This is a genomic window from Streptomyces sp. NPDC003032 (genome assembly GCF_053591415.1).
The window spans coordinates 20,557-39,216 of sequence record NZ_JBSFTT010000009.1; the positions used below are offsets into that span (position 1 = coordinate 20,557).

10 protein-coding genes and 1 pseudogene are annotated in these 18,660 nt (G+C 73.7%); 2 read left to right on the forward strand and 9 right to left on the reverse strand.

Features of this window, described 5'->3' with window-relative positions; translation table 11 throughout:
- Positions 1–36 precede the first annotated feature (36 nt).
- Together ACWDZ7_RS14840 and ACWDZ7_RS14845 are read left to right on the forward strand one after the other, a co-directional pair.
- A complete protein-coding gene (locus tag ACWDZ7_RS14840; RefSeq protein ID WP_451797138.1) occupies positions 37–2,745 on the forward strand; it encodes a D-alanyl-D-alanine carboxypeptidase in 2,709 nt (902 codons plus the stop codon).
- Between the two features lie 186 nt (positions 2,746–2,931).
- The gene (locus ACWDZ7_RS14845) at positions 2,932–4,794 is read left to right on the forward strand and encodes an MFS transporter (RefSeq protein WP_451797139.1); all 1,863 of its coding nucleotides are present in this window, start codon (positions 2,932–2,934) and stop codon (positions 4,792–4,794) included.
- A 9-nt stretch (positions 4,795–4,803) separates the two neighbouring features.
- Here ACWDZ7_RS14845 and ACWDZ7_RS14850 read toward each other — a convergent pair whose 3' ends face one another.
- The 9 genes and pseudogenes from ACWDZ7_RS14850 to ACWDZ7_RS14890 all read right to left on the reverse strand — a co-directional run bounded on the left by ACWDZ7_RS14850 (position 4,804) and on the right by ACWDZ7_RS14890 (position 18,548).
- The gene (locus ACWDZ7_RS14850; protein ID WP_451797140.1) at positions 4,804–6,099 is read right to left on the reverse strand and encodes an extracellular solute-binding protein; all 1,296 of its coding nucleotides are present in this window, start codon (positions 6,097–6,099) and stop codon (positions 4,804–4,806) included.
- Positions 6,096–7,262, reverse strand: a complete 1,167-nt coding sequence (locus ACWDZ7_RS14855; RefSeq protein ID WP_451797142.1) for a hypothetical protein — start codon at positions 7,260–7,262, stop codon at positions 6,096–6,098. Before ACWDZ7_RS14855 ends, ACWDZ7_RS14850 begins: the two co-directional genes overlap by 4 nt.
- 115 nt (positions 7,263–7,377) lie before the next feature.
- A complete protein-coding gene (locus ACWDZ7_RS14860) occupies positions 7,378–8,904 on the reverse strand; it encodes a hypothetical protein (protein WP_451797143.1) in 1,527 nt (508 codons plus the stop codon).
- Positions 8,841–11,258: a tetratricopeptide repeat protein gene (locus ACWDZ7_RS14865; RefSeq protein WP_451797145.1), complete on the reverse strand. Its 2,418-nt coding sequence runs from the start codon at positions 11,256–11,258 to the stop codon at positions 8,841–8,843. Before ACWDZ7_RS14865 ends, ACWDZ7_RS14860 begins: the two co-directional genes overlap by 64 nt.
- Entirely contained in the window at positions 11,255–13,093 is a 1,839-nt protein-coding gene (locus ACWDZ7_RS14870; RefSeq protein ID WP_451797147.1) for a trypsin-like serine peptidase, read from the reverse strand. The genes ACWDZ7_RS14865 and ACWDZ7_RS14870 overlap by 4 nt, the downstream gene beginning before the upstream one ends.
- 92 nt (positions 13,094–13,185) lie before the next feature.
- A complete protein-coding gene (locus ACWDZ7_RS14875; RefSeq protein ID WP_451797442.1) occupies positions 13,186–14,091 on the reverse strand; it encodes a MerR family transcriptional regulator in 906 nt (301 codons plus the stop codon).
- Between the two features lie 147 nt (positions 14,092–14,238).
- On the reverse strand, positions 14,239–16,089 hold the full coding sequence (locus tag ACWDZ7_RS14880; RefSeq protein ID WP_451797149.1) for a transglycosylase domain-containing protein: 1,851 nt from the start codon (positions 16,087–16,089) through the stop codon (positions 14,239–14,241).
- A gap of 482 nt (positions 16,090–16,571) precedes the next feature.
- The gene (gene snpA / locus ACWDZ7_RS14885; RefSeq protein ID WP_451797151.1) at positions 16,572–17,285 is read right to left on the reverse strand and encodes a snapalysin; all 714 of its coding nucleotides are present in this window, start codon (positions 17,283–17,285) and stop codon (positions 16,572–16,574) included.
- Between the two features lie 189 nt (positions 17,286–17,474).
- A pseudogene (locus ACWDZ7_RS14890) lies at positions 17,475–18,548 on the reverse strand (MFS transporter).
- Between the last annotated feature and the right edge of the window lie 112 nt (positions 18,549–18,660).

Here is an 18,660-nt window from a genome sequence, read left to right on the forward strand (position 1 = left end):
AAGTCGTCGGGGAACCCGACTGCGGGGAACCCTTCTGTGCCGGCACCGGAGGAACGGGACCCGCGGCTCGCGGTCGCCCGTGAGATCCCCGCCGCACGGGAGGCCGCCGCCGGCGGTTCCACTCCGGACACCCCCGAAACCCCCTCGGGGACCCCGGCCGGCGACGCGCGGCTGCGGGACGCGGTGGCGGCGTGGGTCGCCACGTCGGACGACGACGCCCCGGCGGCCAAGACGCCCGCCGAGAGCGGCGGCGCCGGGACCGGCAGTGACGGTCCTGCGGCAACCGGGGAGGCTGCCCCCGCGGAAAACGCCGCCCCGGCGAGGACGGTTCCAGCCGGACCCGAGCCCGGCGCCGAGTCCGGCGATGGGACCCAGACTGACGCCGAGTCCGACGTCGGGTCCGGCGCGGGGGCTCAGGCTGACGCCGAGCCCGGCGCTGAGGTCCAGGCTGACGCCGAGTCCGAGTCCGGTGCTGAGAACCTGGCTGACGCTGAGTCCGGTGCCGGGTCCGGTGCCCGGACTGAGTCCGGCGTTGGGGCCCAGGCTCAGGCCAACGCCAACGCCAACGCCGAGGCCCAGGCCGAGACGGGCGCCGAGCCCGAGCCTGGCGCCGGGGCTGACCCCGAGTCTGGCGCCGGGTCCGAGGACCAGGCTCAGATCCAAGCCAACGCCAGGTCCGGCGCTGAGGCCCAGGCTGACGACGCCGAGCCCGCGTCCGAGCCCGAGACTCGCGCTGAGTCCGGCGTTGGGGTCCAGACCCAGGCCGACGCCGAGGCCAAGCCCAAGACGGGCGCCGAGCCCGAAGCCCAGGTCCAGGCTCAAACCGGCGCCGAGTCCGGCGCTGGGGCCCAGGCCGGCGCCGAGTCCGGGGTTGGGGCCCGGCCCCAGGCCGACGCCGAGTCCGGCGCCGACGCCAACGCCAAGAGCCCCCGTGCCGCCAAGGGCAACGCCGCTCCCGCCGGCAAGGGCGCCGAGGCCGCGTCCCCCGAGGGTGCCGAGCCGCGCTCCGGCGGCGCCGCCCCGGTCGGCGAGAGTGCCCAGGCCGCGTCCGCCGAGGGCGCCGCGCCCCGCTCCGGCCGCGGCGAGTTCAGCGGCGTGGATCAAGCCACCGCAGTGTTCAAGGCTCCGAAGGTCACGCCCGCGGTGGATCAGCCGACCACCATGCTCAAGCTCGGCGGCGAGGCTCCCGGCAAGGGCGCTGCGAAGGAGTCCGCAAAGGACAGCGCAAAGGACAGCGCAAAGGGGAACGCAAAGGGTGCCGCAGAGCCCGAGCGTGACGTGGAGCGTGACGCCGAGCGGACCAGCAAGTTCGTCGCCCTGAAGCCGCTCGACGGGCCGCCCGCGCCGCAGGCCGGGGGCAGAGCCGAGCCCAAGGCCGCTCCCCGCGAGGTCACCGGCCCCAAGGCGCCCCCGCCAGCAGAACGTACGACACAGCAGCCCCTGCCCCCCAAGCCCCCGCTCGACCTGCTCGCCGAGCTGACCAACACGCCGCCGCCGCCCGAGACCCCGGTCCGCACGGCCGTGCGCAGGTTCAAGATCTGGACGCCGCTGGTGCTGCTCCTGATCGTCGCCTTTGCGGTCGTACAGGCTGTCCGGCCGCTGCCGCCCGCCACGCTCACCCTCACCGCCGAGCAGTCCGTGTCGTTCGAGGGGGACAAGCCGTCCATGCCGTGGCCGGCTCAGGGCCAGGCCGCGATGGACGTCAACGGCATCGGCTCGTTCGGCACGTCCGGCGACCAGAAGCCCGTGCCGATCGCCAGCATCGCCAAGGTCATGACCGTTTATCTGATCCTGCGCGACCATCCGCTGGAGAAGGGCCAGGACGGTCCGAAGATCCCCGTCGACGCCGCCGCGCAGAAGCACTACGAGACGGGCAAGGCGGAGCAGGAGTCCGTCGTCAAGGTCACCGAGGGCCAGAAGATCTCCGAGTACGAGGCGCTGCAAGCGGTCATGCTGCCCTCCGCGAACAACGTCGCGAAGCTGCTCGCCCGCTGGGACACCAAGAGCCACTCCGAGGACGAGTTCGTCGCGAAGATGAACAAGACCGCCAAGGAGCTGGGGATGAGGAACACCCACTACACGGACCCCAGCGGCCTCGACAAGACGACCGTCTCCACCGCCGAGGACCTCGTGAAGCTCGGCCGCGCCGCGATGGAGAACCCGGTCTTCAACGAGATCTCCCGCCAGCCCAGCTACAAGGACCTCAACGGCGACAAGCAGAACAACTTCTTCGGCCTCGTCCCGACCGTCGCCATCGGCATCAAGACCGGCACGACCACGGCCGCGGGCGGCAACATCCTCTTCGCCGCGGAGAAGAAGGTCGGCGGCGAGACGCAGACGATCATCGGCGCCGCCCTCGGCCAGTTCGGCAAGAACGGCGTCGCCAACATCGACGAGGTCACCGGCGTGACCCGCAAGCTCATCGAGGCCGGGCAGGACGCGCTCACCGCCAAGACCATCGTGAAGAAGGGCGATGTCGTCGGCCAGGTGGACGACGGCCTGGGCGGCACGACCCCGGTCGTCGCCACGAAGGACGTCTCCGCGGTGGGCTGGTCCGGCCTGACCGTGAGGCTGCACCTGGAGGAGCGGAAGGGCGAGCCCGTCCCGCACACGGCGAAGGCCGGCACCAAGGTGGGTGTGCTGAGCGTCGGTGACGGCAAGGGCGACGCCGTGGAGGTGCCCGTGGCCCTCCAGAAGGACCTCGCCGAGCCGGGCCTCGGCGCCAAGCTGAAGCGCGTCGGCTGACCGAGCCGCAGCGAGCAGAGCAGCGCTCCCCGCGGGGGGAGGCCCACCCCGGGCCTCCCCCCGCGGGTGCGTGCTAGCGTCACAAGCTCGGGGGGCAGTACGCCGGGGCCGAGTGCGGGGTGTTCCGGGACGGACCCCCGTCGGCTCGACCCGGGGCATACAGGGACGACACGGGGAGAGCCTCCAGTGGCCACAGCGGAGCCGACGCGCGCCGACGACGAAGCCGAGCCGGACAGCAGCGAGGGCGAGAGCCCGGGCACCGGCCCGCGAATACCGCTGCCCTCCGGGCCGCAGGCCCGCGAGGACACCCTCGTCACCCGGCTGACGCGGCGCCTCCAGCGCCTCCAGCGCCACCCGGTGACCACCGCGACGGTCGTCGCCGCCGTGCTGCACGTCGTCTGGTTCTTCACGTTCGCCAACAGCGGCGGCGACCTCGCGGCGCAGGACGCCTGGGCGGAGTTCGTCGGCCGGCACCCCGATTCGGCGTACAACCTCGCCTGGTACGGCGGCATGCACCCGGTGTCGTACAGCGTCGTCTCGCCGTACCTGATGTCGGTGCTCGGCGTGCGGACGACGATGATGATCGCGGGGACGCTCTCCGCCGCGCTGCTCACGATGATCCTGGTCCGCAGCCGGGCGGTGAAGCAGCCCCTGTGGCCCGCCCTCGCGGGCGTCTTCGCCCTCTTCTGCAACGCCGTGTCGGGCCGCGTCACCTACGGCCTCGGGCAGATGTTCGCGCTCATGGCGGTCGCCGCCGTGTTCTGCTGGCCGTACCGCTGGCGCTACAAGCGGTGGGCGAAGGCCCTGGTCGCCGCGCCGTTCGCCGCGCTGGCCACGATGGGCAGCCCGGTGGCCGGTCTCTTCGTCGGGCTCGTCGCCGTCGCGCTCTTCCTCAGCAAGCGCTACCCGGGCGCGTACGCGCTGGGCGTGGCTCCCGCCGTGGTCGTCGGGCTCTCCGCATGGCTCTTCCCCTTCTCCGGCACCCAGCCGATGTCCTTCGGGTCGGCGTCGCTGCCGCTGCTCTTCGCGGTGCTCGTCTACTTCCTCGTGCCGAAGGAGTGGAAGACCGTACGGATCACGACGGCCGTGTACGCGGTGTTCGTGCTCGGCGTCTGGCTGATCAGCTCGCAGATCGGCTCCAACATCACCCGTCTCGCGATGTCCTTCGCGGGCGTCGTACTGCTCGCCGCCCTGCCGTTCACCGTGCCGAAGTCCCGCAAGTGGTACGCGCTCGTGCTGGCCCTCGCCGGGTTCACCGGGTGGGTCGGGTTCAAGGCCGGCGACGACGTGGTGCACACCAGGCCGGTCGCGTCCTGGACGCGGGCGGTCGCGCCGCTGATCGAGGAGTTGCAGGACGTGGGCGCCGCCAAGGGCCGCGTCGAGGTGGTGCCCGCCCGCAGCCACCGCGAGGCGTCCGCGTTCGCCCCGTACTTCCAGCTCGCCCGCGGCTGGAACCGGCAGGCGGACATGGAGCGCAACCCCATCTTCTACGACGACACCCTCAACTCCGCGAACTACCACGAGTGGCTCCAGCGCTGGTCCGTGCATTACGTCGTGCTGCCCGAGGGCGAGCCCGACGGCGACGGGGGCAAGCGCGAGGCGCAGCTCATCGGGAAGGGCCTGCCGTATCTGAAGCAGGTGTGGGTCGACTCCAACTGGCAGCTGTACGAGGTCGTCGACCCGACGCCGCTCGCCGAGCCGCACGCCGTCGTGGAGCGCGCAGAGCCGGGCGAGATGACGCTCCGCGTGAAGGAGCCGGGCCGTGTCCTGATCCGTATCCCGTACTCGCCGTGGCTGAGCGTCGTCGACGCCGAGGGCAAGGGCGTGGAGCGGCCCGAGGAGACCGAGGAGTCGCAGCGGCGGCGCGAGGCGGACGACGGACTCCCCAAGGAGTACGCCAACGTCCACGGCTGTCTGCGGGAGGCGCCGGAGGACCACAACGGCGACAAGTGGGTCGAGCTGATCGCCCCGAAGGCCGGCACCTACCGGCTCGGCTCGCCCTACCAGCTGCCGCGCGGCACGCCCTGCCCGGAGGGGCTGGGGCGCTGAGGCCCGGCGTCAGCCGCCCGGCGCCGCGCAGATCCCGGAGGCGGGCAGACGGCCGGGCCCGGTCTCCGACGCGGCCTCCTCGCGGACCGCGTCGAGCTGTCCGAGTAGCTCGTCGAGCCGTCTGCCCGTCGGGTTCCTGAAGTACTGCAGGACCGCCCGGTGGAACGCGTCGCGCAGCCCCGGCGGCATCACGTCCGAGGCGTCGAAGCAGAGCGTGCGCGCCTTCTCGGTGAGGATGCCGGCGATGCGCCGCCCCGTCGGGTCGGTCGGCTGGGGGTCGGTGGCGTCCGGGAACAGCGGCCGCAGCTCGTCCTTCGCCTCGGAACGCCACAGCGTGCGGGCCGTCCTGCCCGACAGGCGCTCGACGAGGGTGCGGGCCGCCGGGTTGTCGCTGAACACGGCGGCCATGTCGCCCGCCACCTCGTACGCGCCGTCGTACGCGGACCGGCCGCGCAGAAAGCCCGCCGACGGGTCGGCGCGCACCGGGTCGTCCGCGTACACGTACCGGATGAAGGCGCTCTGGTGCTCGTGCGTGCAGCGCGGCGTCAGCGAGTCGAGCAGCCCGCGCGGGCTCCCGCCGCCCTTGGCCGCCGGGTCGGGAGTGCCCACGTACGACATGGTCAGGGACTGGTCGATCGACGCCTTGGAGCGGTCGCCGAGCAGGTCGGCCCAGGTCGTCCACGCCCTTCGTACTCGCGGGTCGCGCCAGCTGAGCCGTCCGGTGGCCCACTCCGTGTAGACGTCCGGGCCCGCCTGGTGGAGCAGGATGTCCTCGACCCAGTCGGTGCCCGGCCAGCCCGACGTGGCCTGCGAGGCGAGCCCCACGCACCACTTCGGGGCGGCGGCCGACTGCCCCTCCTTGCTCCACACCAGGCTCTTCAGGTCGACCTTGAGCGGCACCCAGTAGGTGCGGCGCGTGCCGTCGACGACGAGCGGCGGCGCCCACGGCGGGTAGGCGCGGGCGGCGGCCGTGGCGGTGAGCGGCTTGAGACGGTTGGCGCGGGCGTACTCGGTCAGCTCGCCGACGCTGTTGAGGATCGCCACGTCGGGCGGGTCGTCCGCCTCCAGCTGCGCGACGAGCGTCTCGCGCAGGGAACGGGTCCCCTGGTAGGTGTACGTCTGTCCCGTGCCGGCGTCGAGTTCGTTCAGCATCGCTTCGAACGCCTCGCCCTCGTCGCCCGTCCAGGGGCCGAGGACGACGAGCGTCTCTTCGGGCCGGTCCGCGCAGGCACCGGCGGTGACGGCGAGCAGGCAGGCGGCCAGGAAGGTGCGCAGGAGGCGCAGGGGGGCGGGGGCCGGGCTCATGTGGCGGCTCCGGAGCGGGAGATGAGGACGTACTCGCGGCGGTAGGCGTGCAGCGCGGTGTAGACGAGGCCCGCGTCGAGCAGTCCCACCGGCCCCACCCAGGGCGCGGCGCCGTCGAGCGAGGAGAGGCGGCCCTCGGCGAGGGCGCGGTCGGCGCGGGCGTCCAGGGAGGCGATCAGGCGGGGGTGCGGGCGGCCGAAGGGCCGCGAGTCGACGGTGGACTCGATCGCCGGTGACGTCGCGCGGGACAGCTCGCCCGCCGTGGCCGCGACCCGCTGCTGGGCGCGGTGGGCGAGCACCGCGTCGGCCGTCAGGAACGGTAGGGCGAGCAGCGGCAGCGCGGCCACGAGCAGCGGGACGCTGACGCGCAGATGGAAGCGGTGGTGGAGGAAGACCTGGGTGCGCCACAGCCCGGCGGTGAGGAGCACGAGGGCGGTCGCGGCGACGACGGCCGCGGCGATCACGCCACCCCCGAGGGCCGCCCGTCCCGCGAGCCTGCCGCGCAGGCTCTCCTCCAGCGCGGAGATGCGGTCCACCACGGCGGTCGCGTCGGAGCCGGTGCGGGGTTCGCACGGCGGATAGCCGCCGGGGCCCGTCTTGCGCGGGGGCACGGCGGGCGTGCAGAGCATGCTGCGGGCGTACGAGAGTCCGGCGTCCCGCAGCGCCGGGTCGCCGACGTTGTTCTGCGCGTAGGCGATCCAGGTGCCGTAGTCGACGACGAGACCGGAGACCACGTCGAGCTCCTGGCGCTCGGCGGTGGTCAGGGCGCCGCTGCGGGCCACCTGGTTGAGGCTCTGCGCGGCCCGTTTCGTACGCGTGAGGTAACGGTTGCCGATCCCGGAGAGCCGCACCGACTCCCCGGCACCGAGGCTCTTCTCCGCCTCGCGGTCGGCGATGCGGAGGGACATCTCCGCGTCGGCCAGATCACCGAGCGCGGGCAGATAGCTGCCGCGCAGCGCAGCGGAGTCCGCGCGGATCTCCGCGTACGCCCACCCGAACGCGACGGACGCGACGACGGCGAGCAGCGGCAGGGCGATCATCCGCTCGCGCAAATAGGCACGGTTGCGCGGCCGCTCGGTCAGCGGGGCGGCCCACAGGTGACGCCACAGGCGACGCAGCACGTCGGCGACGACGAGACCGACCGGGCGCCAGGAGGAGGTCATCGGAGGCCCCCGGGCGGGCGGCCGCCGGGCAGGACGGTCGTGCTCGACCGGACGCGGGCCGCCTCGGCGCGGTCGCGGGGCCGTTCGGTGAGGGGGGCGGTGGGCCGGAAGTGGTTCATCGGGGGCCGCCAGGGGAGCGGGCGCCCGGCAGGACCGTCAGGCTTGACTGGATGCGGGCCGCCTCTACGTCGAACTTGGCGATGCGGTCCAGGAGTCGCACCGTGCCGCGCTCCGGGTCGCGGACGCGGACGAGGCGGCGCAGATGGTCCCGCATCGCCGTGTCGCCCGTCTCGCCCGCGAGCCGCCAGGCCGTGCCGAGGAGCGCCTCGGCCGCGTCCCGCGCGCCCCGCTTCAGCTCGGCGCAGGCCCGCTCGAAGGTGCGGTGCAGCTCCTCCTCGTGCTGGTAGTGGGCGACCTGGGGGTCGAGGCGGCTGTAGAGGTCGGCGTCGTCGGTCCAGCGGACCAGGACCGGCCGCGCGGCGGGGAGTTCCAGCTCCTCCGGATGGTCGTCGGCGTCGATCTCCACCTCCGTCAGGAGGAGTTCCTTGCCGAGCTGCGCCGGGTCGTAGGGCGCGCCGACGCAGAGCAGATAGGCGCGGGTCTCCTCACCGCACGGACTCAGCTCGTACTCCTCGACGGGCCCGGCCGCGCCCGCGCCGACGCCGGACAGGTCGACGCGGGCGGGGGCGAGCGCGGTCCGCACCGGGTGGACCTGCTCGAAGGAGTGCGGGCGCACCCCGGCCCGGTGGTAGAGGCGCAGGCGCAGGCCGGTCACGTCGCGTTCGGCGGCCCTCCCGGTGAGCGCGGCCAGCTCGCCGGGCAGCCGCGTCAGATCCTCCACGGCACGCGTACGGCCGCCCAACGCGCCCGCGATCAGCAGCAGTTCCTCCGTCTCCCAGGCGTCCCCGATGCCCACGACATCGCAGTCGAAGGCTTGCGCGCACCTTTCGACGCGTGCGCGCAGATCCTCGCGCGACTCGTATCCGGGCTCGTTCTTGCCGTCGGTGAGCAGCAGCGCGTGGCGTACGTAACCACTGGACCCGGCGCCGGGCAGATCGCGGAAGAGGAGCCTGGCCCGCTCCAGCCAGGTGCCCATCGCGGTGCCGCCGCCCGGTGTGCAGTCGTACAGGGCGGCTTCGGCGGCGGCCCGCGACTCGGCGTGCGCGACGGCGAGCCCGGACCGCCTCGGGTAGATCATCGCGGTCTTGTCACCCCCGGCGACCAGGGCGAACAGCGCGCCGTCGGGAATCCTGGCCAGTGCGCTGACGGCGGCGGCGCGGGCGGCGGCGAGACGGCTCGGCGGGATCACCATCGAGGAGGAGTGGTCGATGAGCAGCACCTCCGCGAGCCTGGGCCGTGGCCGGGGCGCCCCGGCGGCCGTGTCAGGCGTGTCGGGCGTGTCCGGCGCGGGGGCGCCGGGTCTGCGGACCGTCACCGTGAGGACCGCGTACATCCGCGCCGGTTCCTCCGTCCCCGGCGGACGGAGGCGGGGGCGGGGCAGCTCGACGACCTGGCTCACCTCAAGGCCGACGCGGGCGCGCGGCCCGGCGCCGGCGCCGGCCCCGGCTCCGGACGGGCTCAACCGCCCTGCTGCGTAGGAGTGCTGTTCCTGATCCAGTTCCTGATCTTCTTGCCCGGCCATGGGGTGTCCCTGTGGTGTCGTAAGGCGAAGGGGCGTACCGCGTAGGCGCGGTCCAGGAGGAGTTCGGCGAGCGGCACCTCTGTGTCGCGGGGCGGCGCGTCGCGGGCGGCCTGGAGGGCCAGACCACGGTAGAAGCGGGACAGGTCCTTGCACAGCTTCCGCTCGTCGGCGGGGAAGTCGAGCAGCGGGTCGGCCCTCGCGGCGACGCCCCGCAGCTCGGCGCCGGTCATCCGCGGGGTGCCCGCGGGCGGGTCGAGCAGGCGGTGGGCGACGCCCCACACCTCCGCCTTCATCCGCACGCGGGCCTGCTCGTCGGTGAGGCCGTGCGCGGAGAAGAGACCGGCGAGGCCCCGCAGGGCCGTGCCGAGGCCGTCCGGGTCCCGCGCGTGGTCGGCGCGGATGCGCACGGCGGCGGTGCGGGCGGCGGTGCGGTGCCGGGAGTGCTGGGGTACCGCGTCCAGCGCGGCGATCGCGTCGGCGAGGGCGTCGGGGCCGCCGAGGGAGAGCCGTGCGCGGGCGGCGCCGAAGGCCGCGCTGCCCAGCGACGGGTTGCGCAGCCGTACGGCCTCGTAGAACGTCAGGGCCTCGTGCGGTCGCCGAAGGTGCTCGGCGCAGTGCCCGAGGGCGAGCTTGGGCGCGTACTCGCCGGGGATCGCGCCGTAGACCCGGTCGAAGTGGTCGCGGGCCTCGGCGACGCGGGAGCGGGCGAGCGCGAGCAGCCCGCGGTGCCAGTCGAGCCGCCAGTCGTACGGGGCTCTCGCGGGCCCTATGGCGCCCTCGGCCAGGGCGAGCGCGGTCTCGGCGGCGGACAGGGCGTCGGCGTCGCTGTGCGGCTCCACCCGCAGCCGCAGCCGGCAGCGCAGCAGATGCACCTCGGGGGAGTCCCGCCAGTCGCCGGTGTGCTGGAGCAGCGCGGCCGGGTCGTCGTCGCTGAGCCTGCTCAGCTCGCCGTGGTGGTCGTCGTCCGGGTCGGGGCGCGGCACCGGCAGGCGCCGTGCCACCTCGGGCGGGCCGGGAGCGGGATAGCGGGGCGCGGACGGCGGGGCGGCCCAGCGCGAGACCTCGGGGGCGGCGCCGAGCCCGCCGTCCAGGGCGTACGCGGACTGGAGGAAGAGAGGCGAGGGCTCGAAGGTCTCCACACCGGTCCGCAGCGACCGCAACTCCCGGAACACGCCCCGCAGTTGCTCCTCCATCTCCCTGGCGGTGGCGAAGCGGTCGGCGCGCCGGGTGCGGGTGGCGCGGCGCAGGGCACGGGCGAGGGAGACCAGGCCGAGCCCGCGGTGCCCGGCGGACGCGTCGTCCAGCGGGCCGAGCGCGGCCAGGTCCGCCAGGTCGTGGCGGGTCGCGCCGAGGCCGCACAGGGTGCGCAGCGTCTCGCCGAGGCTGAACAGGTCGTCCTGCGGCTCGGACTCGCCGTGGTCGCCGACGCTGGGGGCGCGGTAGAGGGACGTGGTGAGGCCGGGCGCGCCCGCGCGGCGCACGCTTCCCACGTCGATGAGCTTGGTGGTGGAGCCGTCGTGCATGACGTTGGGCGGCTTCAGGTCTCCGTAGACCTTGCCGCGTTCGGGGGCGTGCAGATAGGCGAGCCCGGCCAGGATGCGCACCCCGTAGGCGAGAGCGAACTCCCGGAAGCGCTCGTGGCCGAACTCCTCGGGGTGCTCGCGGGCGCGGGCCCGCACCTCTTCGAGGTTGAGCCCGTCGACGTACTGAAGGACCAGGAAGTCCCCGACACCCGGGTGGTGCCCGTAGTTGAACACCCGGATGAACCCGTCGTGGTTGAGCTCGACCAGCTCCCTGCGCTCGCCCTTGAGGAGGCTGTACGAGTCCGCGGCGAGGTCCGCGTGCAGCATCTTGATGGCGACGGCGCGGTCGTCGACCTTGGTGTCGTGGGCGAGGCAGACCTCGCCCATCCCGCCGTAGCCGAGGGGCCGCTCCAGACGGTACTGGCCCGCGAGCAGCGTGCCGGGCGGCAGCGGGAGGCCACTGGGGCCGGTGAGGTCGGGGCCCCCGCTGTCCGCGCGGTCCCGGAGGGTGATCTCCGGCAGGACCGTGGGGTCGGGGTTCTCGGCGGGGAGTGTGACGCGGGCGGGGCGTGGCGGGGGAGCGGCGGCGAGGCCCGGGTCGACGATCCAGTGCTGGGAGGACTCGTGGTCGGCGGAGGAGTACGAGGGCCACTCGCGCTCGGAAGAGGCCGGGCCGGGCGTCGGTGCCGGCGTGTCCGACGCGGTCTGCGCGGTCTCCGCCGAGTGCAGCCCGGTCCGCGGGTCCACGCGCTCCCCGCTGGCGAGGCAGTACCCGGTGGGGGTGACGGTGCCCGAACAGCCCGGGTGCGGGCAGGACTTGACGGGCGTCACGCGTCACCGTCCGCCTCGGCCAGGCGCCGCACCACCCGTGCGAACGCCTCCACCGCCCGCTCCGCGTCGGCGAGCGGACACGGCCCCGCCATCAGGAGCCGCTGCGCCTCGCGGTAGGGGCGGACCGCGTCGGGGTGCTCGGCGAGGCCGCGCCGGGCGAGGCGGGCCAGGTGGTCGCGGAGGAGCGCGCGCAGGCGCAGATGCTCGTCCAGGACGTCACGGAGCGCGGTCTCGGCGGCCGTGGCGCGCACCAGATAGGTCTCCACGGCCTGCTCGGCGTACGAGAGCTTCTCCAGGAAGCGCGGCCCGGCCCGCCCGGTGAGCGGCCGCAGCTCATCGCTGAGCTGCACCGTCCACAGCGCGGCCCGCGCCGCGTATCCGGTGGCGACCGGGGGGTCCACGACGTGCGGCTCCACGCGGTGGAAGAGGCGCCGGGCGCGCCGCTCGGTGTCGGCGAGGTCGTCGACACGGGCGCCGATCCGCTGCAGCCACTGGGCGGCCCGTTCGGCGGGCAGCAGACGCTCTCCCATGGCATAGGCGAAGCCGTGCGAGCCGTCGCGCACGACGAGCAGCAACCGGGCGCCGCCTTCGGCGAGTTCCCGCAGAATCCGCACCGCGGTGGTCGGCTCGGTCGGAGACCGGTCGGCGTACAACACGGCGACGGCGGGCCGCCGCCCCGGCACCGCACGCCGCCGCCCGGCATGCCGCAACTCGTGCCGCAACACGGCGAGCGCCTCGCGCAACTCGCTCTCCCCGGGGTCGTCGAGGGCGGCACCCTCCACATCGAGAACAAGCCCGAGGCTGCCGCCACGGGGGGCGATACCGGCACGGGAGAGGTGGGGGGCGCCGCCGGTGGTGTCGGGGGGTGCGGGGCCGGCTCCGGCTCGCGGCCCGGGGCGGGGCCCGGCTGCCGGGAGGCCGGGCTCCAAGGGGCTGACCGCCAGGTGTGGGGCCTGCTCCCGGTCGGCCATGTTCAGGACGACGTACAGCGCCTGCCGGGCCCGCTCGTCGTCATCGGCGATGAACAGGACCTCCGTGTCCCAGGCGTCGGCGTCGGCGTTCAGCCAGCGGGTGACCGTGCGCTGGAGGCCGTGCGGGCGGGCCGCGCGGGTGGCCTCGGCGGAGACGATCCGGTGGCCGGGGACGGCATGCGGGCCCGTCACGTACCGCTCGGCGAACCGGCGGAAGTACCTGGCGACCGTGGCCGCCGGAATCATGTACCCGTGCTCGCCGCTCTCGTCGGCCTGCGCGACGATCCCGAGCAACCGGTCGCCGCCCTCCTCCAGCACCCCCGAGCCACTGAACCCGCCCCGCAGCCTCCCCGCCCCCGTGAGGTCGATCTGCACCCGCTCGTCGCCCTCCCCGCCGGGGCCCATGCAGGCGCCCGTCAGCCACTGCCCGCCCGACTGGTACTCGGGGAAGCCGTCGATGAGGACCGGCGCGCCCCGGTAGTCGAGCGTGCGGTGCAGCGTGACCGGCGACGGCACGGGCGCCGGCTCGTCCAGGACGAGCACCGCCAGGTCACCCTGCGCCTTGCCGAAGGCGGGCACCCAGTGCCCCGCCGCGACGCTCGCGGTACGGCACGGGGTGCGGGTCAGGCCCTGGAGCAGCGGGAACTCGACCTGGACGCGGTCGGGCCGCAGCCCGGTCGCCGGATCGCGCACGACATGGGCGCAGGTCAGTACGCGGTCACTGCCGAACAGCACGCCGGCGCCGAGGACATCACCGCTTCCCGACGCGGCCCACCGCCGCAGCCGCACGCGCCAACTTCCGTGGTCGGCCAGGGGTTTGACGTCCCCGGCCGTCGCTCCCCGCTCTCGGTCCCCGTCCCCCATGCTTCCTCAGGATAGGCGCGGGGGAGGGCAATGACGCCTGGGCTGCATGGGGAGGTATGGGGAGGTAGTGAGAGAACTCCGCGCGGGTCCCCTCACCCGGCCGAGACCGGGAACGCCACGTCGCACACCTCGTCCTCGGGCCCGCTCTGGTTCCAGTCGGCGAAGTACACCTCGCGGCACGGCCCCGCCAGGGCGAGCCCGCGCTCGGCGGCCCAGGCCTCCACGGCGTCGTAGGCCGCGATGATCTGCGGGTAGGCGACCTGCGCCTTGGTGATCCGCGTGCAGGCGAGCCGGCGCGCGGGCTCCACCCGTACCACCGCACCGCTCGCCCGCCCCTGCCCGGCCGCCCACGCACGCGCGGCCGCGGCGTCCACGACCGGCACGCACGACTCGGCGGGCCCGTCGCTCTCCTCGGTCACGTCCGCGTGGTAGACGACGAAGTGCGGGGCGGCCATGCCGCCGCACTCGCTCTCCGCGGCGCGCTCCAGGCGCTCCGCGGAGGAAGCGATCCAGGCGGACAGCTCCCCGGCGCTCACATGGCGGGTCTCACTGAGGACGTGCGTCTCCGGTACGTCCACGGTCTTCACTTCGAATGTCGCGTACAACTCGGCGTTCCTTCCCGACAGTCGTCCACGGAGGTACCGCGCGAGCGTCCGCTGCTCGGCGAAGCGCTCCTCGACCGCCGCCCAGTAGGCGTCGAGCGAGTGCGCCGCCCGCTCCCCGTCGAGCCGCACCGTCTCCGCGATGCCGGCCAGCGGCATGTCGAGCCGGCGCAGCAGCGCGACCGTGCGGGCGCGCTCGATCTGGCCGACCCGGTAGTAGCGGTAGCCGCTGGCCTCGTCGACGTGCGCGGGTTCGAGCAGCCCGAGCCGGTCGTAGAGCCGCAGCGCCTTCGGCGAGAGCCGCGCGCGGGCGGCGAACACGCCGATGGAGAGCAGCTCGTCCTCGGGTTCCGCGTTCACGTTCGTATCTACGTTCGTATCTACGTTCGTATCCACGTCTGCTTCGAAGTTCGCGTTAGCGTTCACGGGGCAATCCTCCGTCACCGGGCCGGTCGGCCCGGTGAAGCAGACTCTGAGGTCTGCCCCAGGGGCAAGGTCAACGCCGCCCGCCGGCCAGCGGCCATCAGCCCCGACCAGCAGCCGTCAGCCCCGACCCGCGTACTCACCCCAGATCCGCGGCGGCAGCACGGTCCCCCGCCGCGACTTCTCCCCGCCGACGCCCGACATCGGCAGCAGCCCCGGCTCGCCGGGACGGACCCGGAACAGGGTCACCGCTGTCGACAGATCCTTCGTGAACCCCGTGAACCAGGCCGTCCGCAGCCGGTCCTGGTCACCGGTGCGGCCCGCCGCGACACCCGGCCCGAGACCCTTGCCGCCCGCGCGCAGGGCGTCGGTGACCTCGCGGGCCACCCCCGCGTCCATCGCGCGCCCCGGGGCGGTCCGCTCCAGGCCGGGCAGCGCCGTGCCGTCCTTGACGACCTCGGTCACCGAGTAGGGGTCGTGCCGCAGCCCGCCGCTCGCGAAGGTGCCGTACGCGGTGGCCATCCGGATCGCGCTGGGCGTCGACGTGCCGATGGAGAAGGTCGGCTCCAGGCGGGCCATGCTCTGCGGCAGCAGCCCCGCGGCGACGGCGGTCCGGCGGACCTGCGCCAGGCCGACGTCCTTGCCGAGGCGTACGTACGTCGCGTTGCCGCCGGGGAACAGCGCCGTGCCGAGGGTGGGCCGGTCGGGGTCCGGCTCGCCGTCGGACGGGCTCAGGGTGCCGTCGGGGGAGTACTGGCTGTCGGCCACGACGCTCTGGCGCGGCGCGGGCGCGGCCGCCTTGTGGCCGGCCCCGGCGATCGGCACATCCCGTACGGAGACGCCGTGCTGGAGCGCGGCGGCGAGCACGAACGGCTTGAAGGCGGAGCCGACCGGGACACCGGACGTGTCCGCGTTGTTGGTGAAGTGCTCGGTGGCGTCGGGCCCGCCGTACAGCGCCACCACCGCCCCGTCGGACGGACGTACGGACGCGGCGCCGACCTGTACGTACCGGTCGTCCGCGCGGGTCCTCGGCGCGAGGTCGCGCTCCATGACGCGGTGCACGGCGCGCTCCAGGCGGCGCACCTTGTCCTTGTCGAAGGTGGTGTGGACGCGGTGGCCGCCGCGGGCCAGCTCCTCGTCGGTGATGCCTGTGCGCTGCTTGACGTACTTGTTGGCGACGTCGACGAGGTAGCCGGTCTGGCCGCCGAGGCTGGTGGAGCGCGACTGCTTGCGCGGCTCGGGGAAGGTGCGGTACTTCGCCCGCTCCTTCTTCGTCATCAGGCCCACGTCGACCTGCCGGTCCAGAATCCACGCCCAGCGCTCGCGGGCCCGCCGGTGGTTGCCCGCGCTGGTCGCCGGGTCGTACAGCTCGGCGCCCTTCAGCAGGGCGGCGAGCATGGCGCCCTGGCTGGGGTCCAGCTTCTTGGCGGGGATGCCGTAGTAGGCGTGGGCGGCCGCCTCGATGCCGTTGGCGCCGCGCCCGAACCAGCTGGTGTTGAGGTATCCCTTGAGGATCTCGTCCTTGCTCTTCTTGCGGTCCACCTTCAGCGCGATGACGAACTCCTTGACCTTCCGCGTGACGGTCTGGTCCTGGGAGAGGTAGGTGTTCTTCACGTACTGCTGGGTGATGGTGGAGCCGCCCTGCGTCTCCTGCCCGCGGACCATGTTGACGGCCGCCCTGGCCAGGCCCGACGGGGAGACACCGGAGTCGTCGTAGAACGTCTCGTTCTCGGCGGCGATCACGGCGTTCACGGCGGACGGGGCGATCTGGTCCAGCTCCACGTTCTGCCGGTTGACCTCGCCGGTGCTCACCATCTGGGTCCCGTCGGACCAGTAGTAGACGTTGGCCTCGCGGCGGGCCGCCGCGTTCTCGTCGGGGATGTCCACGCTGACGTACACGGCGATGAAGAGCGCCACGACGGCGAGCGAGAAGATGCCGCTGGTGCCGAGCGACTGCCGCCAGGAGGGCAACCAGCGACGGACGCCCGTGCGGCCGGAGCGGGGGTAGTCCAGAAGACGCCGACGACGACGGGTTCGGCGCGGGGGGCGCGGACGGTCCGCGCGGTCCGCGGGGGCGGGGTGCCCTCTGCGGCTGGGGCGCTCCGCACGGGCGGGCCGCTCCGCACGGTTCGCAGGGCCCAGACGGCCCAGACGGCCCAGACGGCCCAGACGGCCCAGACGGCCGAGAAGCCCGAGAAGACGGAGACGGCCGAGAAGCCCGGGAAGCCCGAGACGCCTCAGTCGCCCTGGGCGCCCGAGACGGCCGAAACGGCCAGGACCGTGCCGGCCGCGGCGGAGCGGCTTCTTCCCCTGAGCATGAGACCCCATGTCGTGGGAGAGTGCCCCGCGCGCGGCCGGGTTGGTCCGGATTCCGTTTTTCTCGTGGTGCGAGACGGCCGGGCCGGGCCGGATTCAGCGGGTCGGCGCCGGACCCGGCGGACCGCGGACCGGACTCAGCGGATCTTCGTCAGCTCGCCCTCGTCCTTGAGGACGGCGACACCGAGGGCCCAGATGCTGTCGACGCGCTGCCGCTCCTGCGCGTTGGGCTGGGCGTTGGTGCAGGACGGGCCGGGGCCACCGCCCGACATCAGCTCGCTGCACGGGCCCGAGTAGTGGTCGGGGAGGCCGAGGACGTGGCCCGTCTCGTGGGCCGTCACACGCGTGGAGTTGTACTGCTGGTTCTGCCGGTAGTCCAGGAAGATGTAGCCGTGCCCGCGCCCGTCGGTGTAGGCGTAGGAGCCCCGCGAGTCATTGCCCTCGCGGTACTCGAAGTCGGTTCCGGAACTGGCCTCCTGGAGCTTCACGTTGTTCACGGAGGAGTTCCATATCTGGGTGCTCCGCGCTATCTGACTGCGGAAGCTGGGCGCCCGGCGCGTGTTGTAGGTGACGGTGACGGCCTGGATGCCGGGCTTCGCCGCCTGCTTCTTCAGCGCCGACTTCATGACGGCTTCGAAGAACTGCCGGTTGGCGGCCTGGTCTTCACCCGAGTACGACGACGAGCTGTAGGACGATGAGTTGTACGTCGATGCCTTGTACGCCGACGCGCCCTGGTCGGCGGCCGGTGCCTGGGCCGGAGCGGGGGCCGCGAACGCCGTGGGGGCGGTCAGGGTGGCCACGAGCGCCGCGGTGCCGAGGGCGGCGAAGACGCCGGTTCTGCTTCTGTGCATGGGGGTGTGTCCCTTCCGGGATGGAGGCCTGCGGGTGCGGCCTCCGGTCGGGACGAGTATCGGGAGCGCGGGCGGAATTGAGCCGATGCCATTAGGTGATAGCGCGAGGGCATCAAGCCCCGTACGCCAGTAAGCGCGTACGCGAGTGAGCGCGTACGCAAGTAAGGGCGTACGTAGGCTCACAACCGTCTATTGCACGCGGCGGATCCGATGGACGTCGCGTACGCAGAGGTTGAGGACGGTGGCCGCCACGATGACCGCGGCACACACCAGAAGCAGGGACCGGTCGGCGTACGCGTGCGAGAACACCGCGACGACAAGGTAACCGACGGGAATGGCGAGCCGCTCGCCGACCTGGTTGAAGCAGCTCATACGGCCCAACTCCGCGTCCGGTACGTGCCGTTGGAAGGCGGTGACCCAGGTGACCCCCGCGATGTCCAGGCAGACGCCCGCCAGCGCGGCGCAGAGCAGCAGCCAGGGAAGCCCCAGTCCGAGCGCCAACGCGGTCAGGGGCAGTGTGAGCCCGGAGCCGGCGGCCACGGCGAGCAGCCGGCGCGGCTTCCACCGCAGACAGACGACCGCGCCCGCGAGGAGCCCGAAGGAGAACGCGCCCTGGATCAGCCCCCAGGTGCGGGCCCCCGCGTAGTGCTCCTCGGTGACCACCGGGCCGAGCAGCTGGTAGCCGGCCAGGAAGGCGGCGACGCCGCAGCCCGAGCAGGAGCAGGGCGGCGACGAGGAACGTGAGCGCGTCGGAGCCGAGCGCCCACGCGGGCCCGCCGGCGGCGACGACCAGGCCGCCGAGGACCGGCCCGGCCACCTTGACGGCGTTGGTGGGCAGCCGGAGCAGGGCGTTGGCCTGCTGGAGCTGATGCGGCGCGACGAGTTGGGTGACCATGCCCTGCGCGGCGGGCGTGGTGAAGGCCACCGCGACGCCCAAGACGAAGCCGCAGACCGCGATCGGACCCGTGCCCGCGTGCCCGGTGGCCACCACCAGGGCGAGGGCGCCCTGCGCGGCCGCGGCGAGGAGATTGCCGCCGAAGAGCAGGCGGCTGCGGGAGAGCCGGTCGGCGAGGACGCCACCGACCAGCAGGAAGACCACGGTCGGCACGGTGTTGGTGGCCGGCACGACTCCGAGCGCCCCGGCCCCGCCGCCCGCGCCGATCACCGCGTACGCGAGGGCGAGCGGGGCCATCGCGGACCCGGCGCGGCGGAGACGAGCTGAGCGAGGAGGAACCGCCGGAGGATCGACCCGGCGGGAAGCATAGGGCTACGTAATCGAGCGTTGCCCGGCGTCGTTGTCCGGCGTTGCCCGGCGTCACCTTGCGTCGCCCAGCGTCAGGAACGGGTAAGAGCGGGCAAGAGAGGACGTGAAGAG

Excerpts from the sequence above, each read along its gene's own strand:
- ACWDZ7_RS14870 (WP_451797147.1), bottom strand. The coding sequence starts at position 13,093 with ATGGGGGACGGGGACCGAGAGCGGGGAGCGACGGCCGGGGACGTCAAA.
- ACWDZ7_RS14855 (WP_451797142.1), bottom strand. The coding sequence starts at position 7,262 with ATGACCTCCTCCTGGCGCCCGGTCGGTCTCGTCGTCGCCGACGTGCTG.
- snpA (WP_451797151.1), bottom strand. The coding sequence starts at position 17,285 with ATGCACAGAAGCAGAACCGGCGTCTTCGCCGCCCTCGGCACCGCGGCG.
- ACWDZ7_RS14850 (WP_451797140.1), bottom strand. The coding sequence starts at position 6,099 with ATGAGCCCGGCCCCCGCCCCCCTGCGCCTCCTGCGCACCTTCCTGGCC.
- ACWDZ7_RS14860 (WP_451797143.1), bottom strand. The coding sequence starts at position 8,904 with ATGGCCGGGCAAGAAGATCAGGAACTGGATCAGGAACAGCACTCCTAC.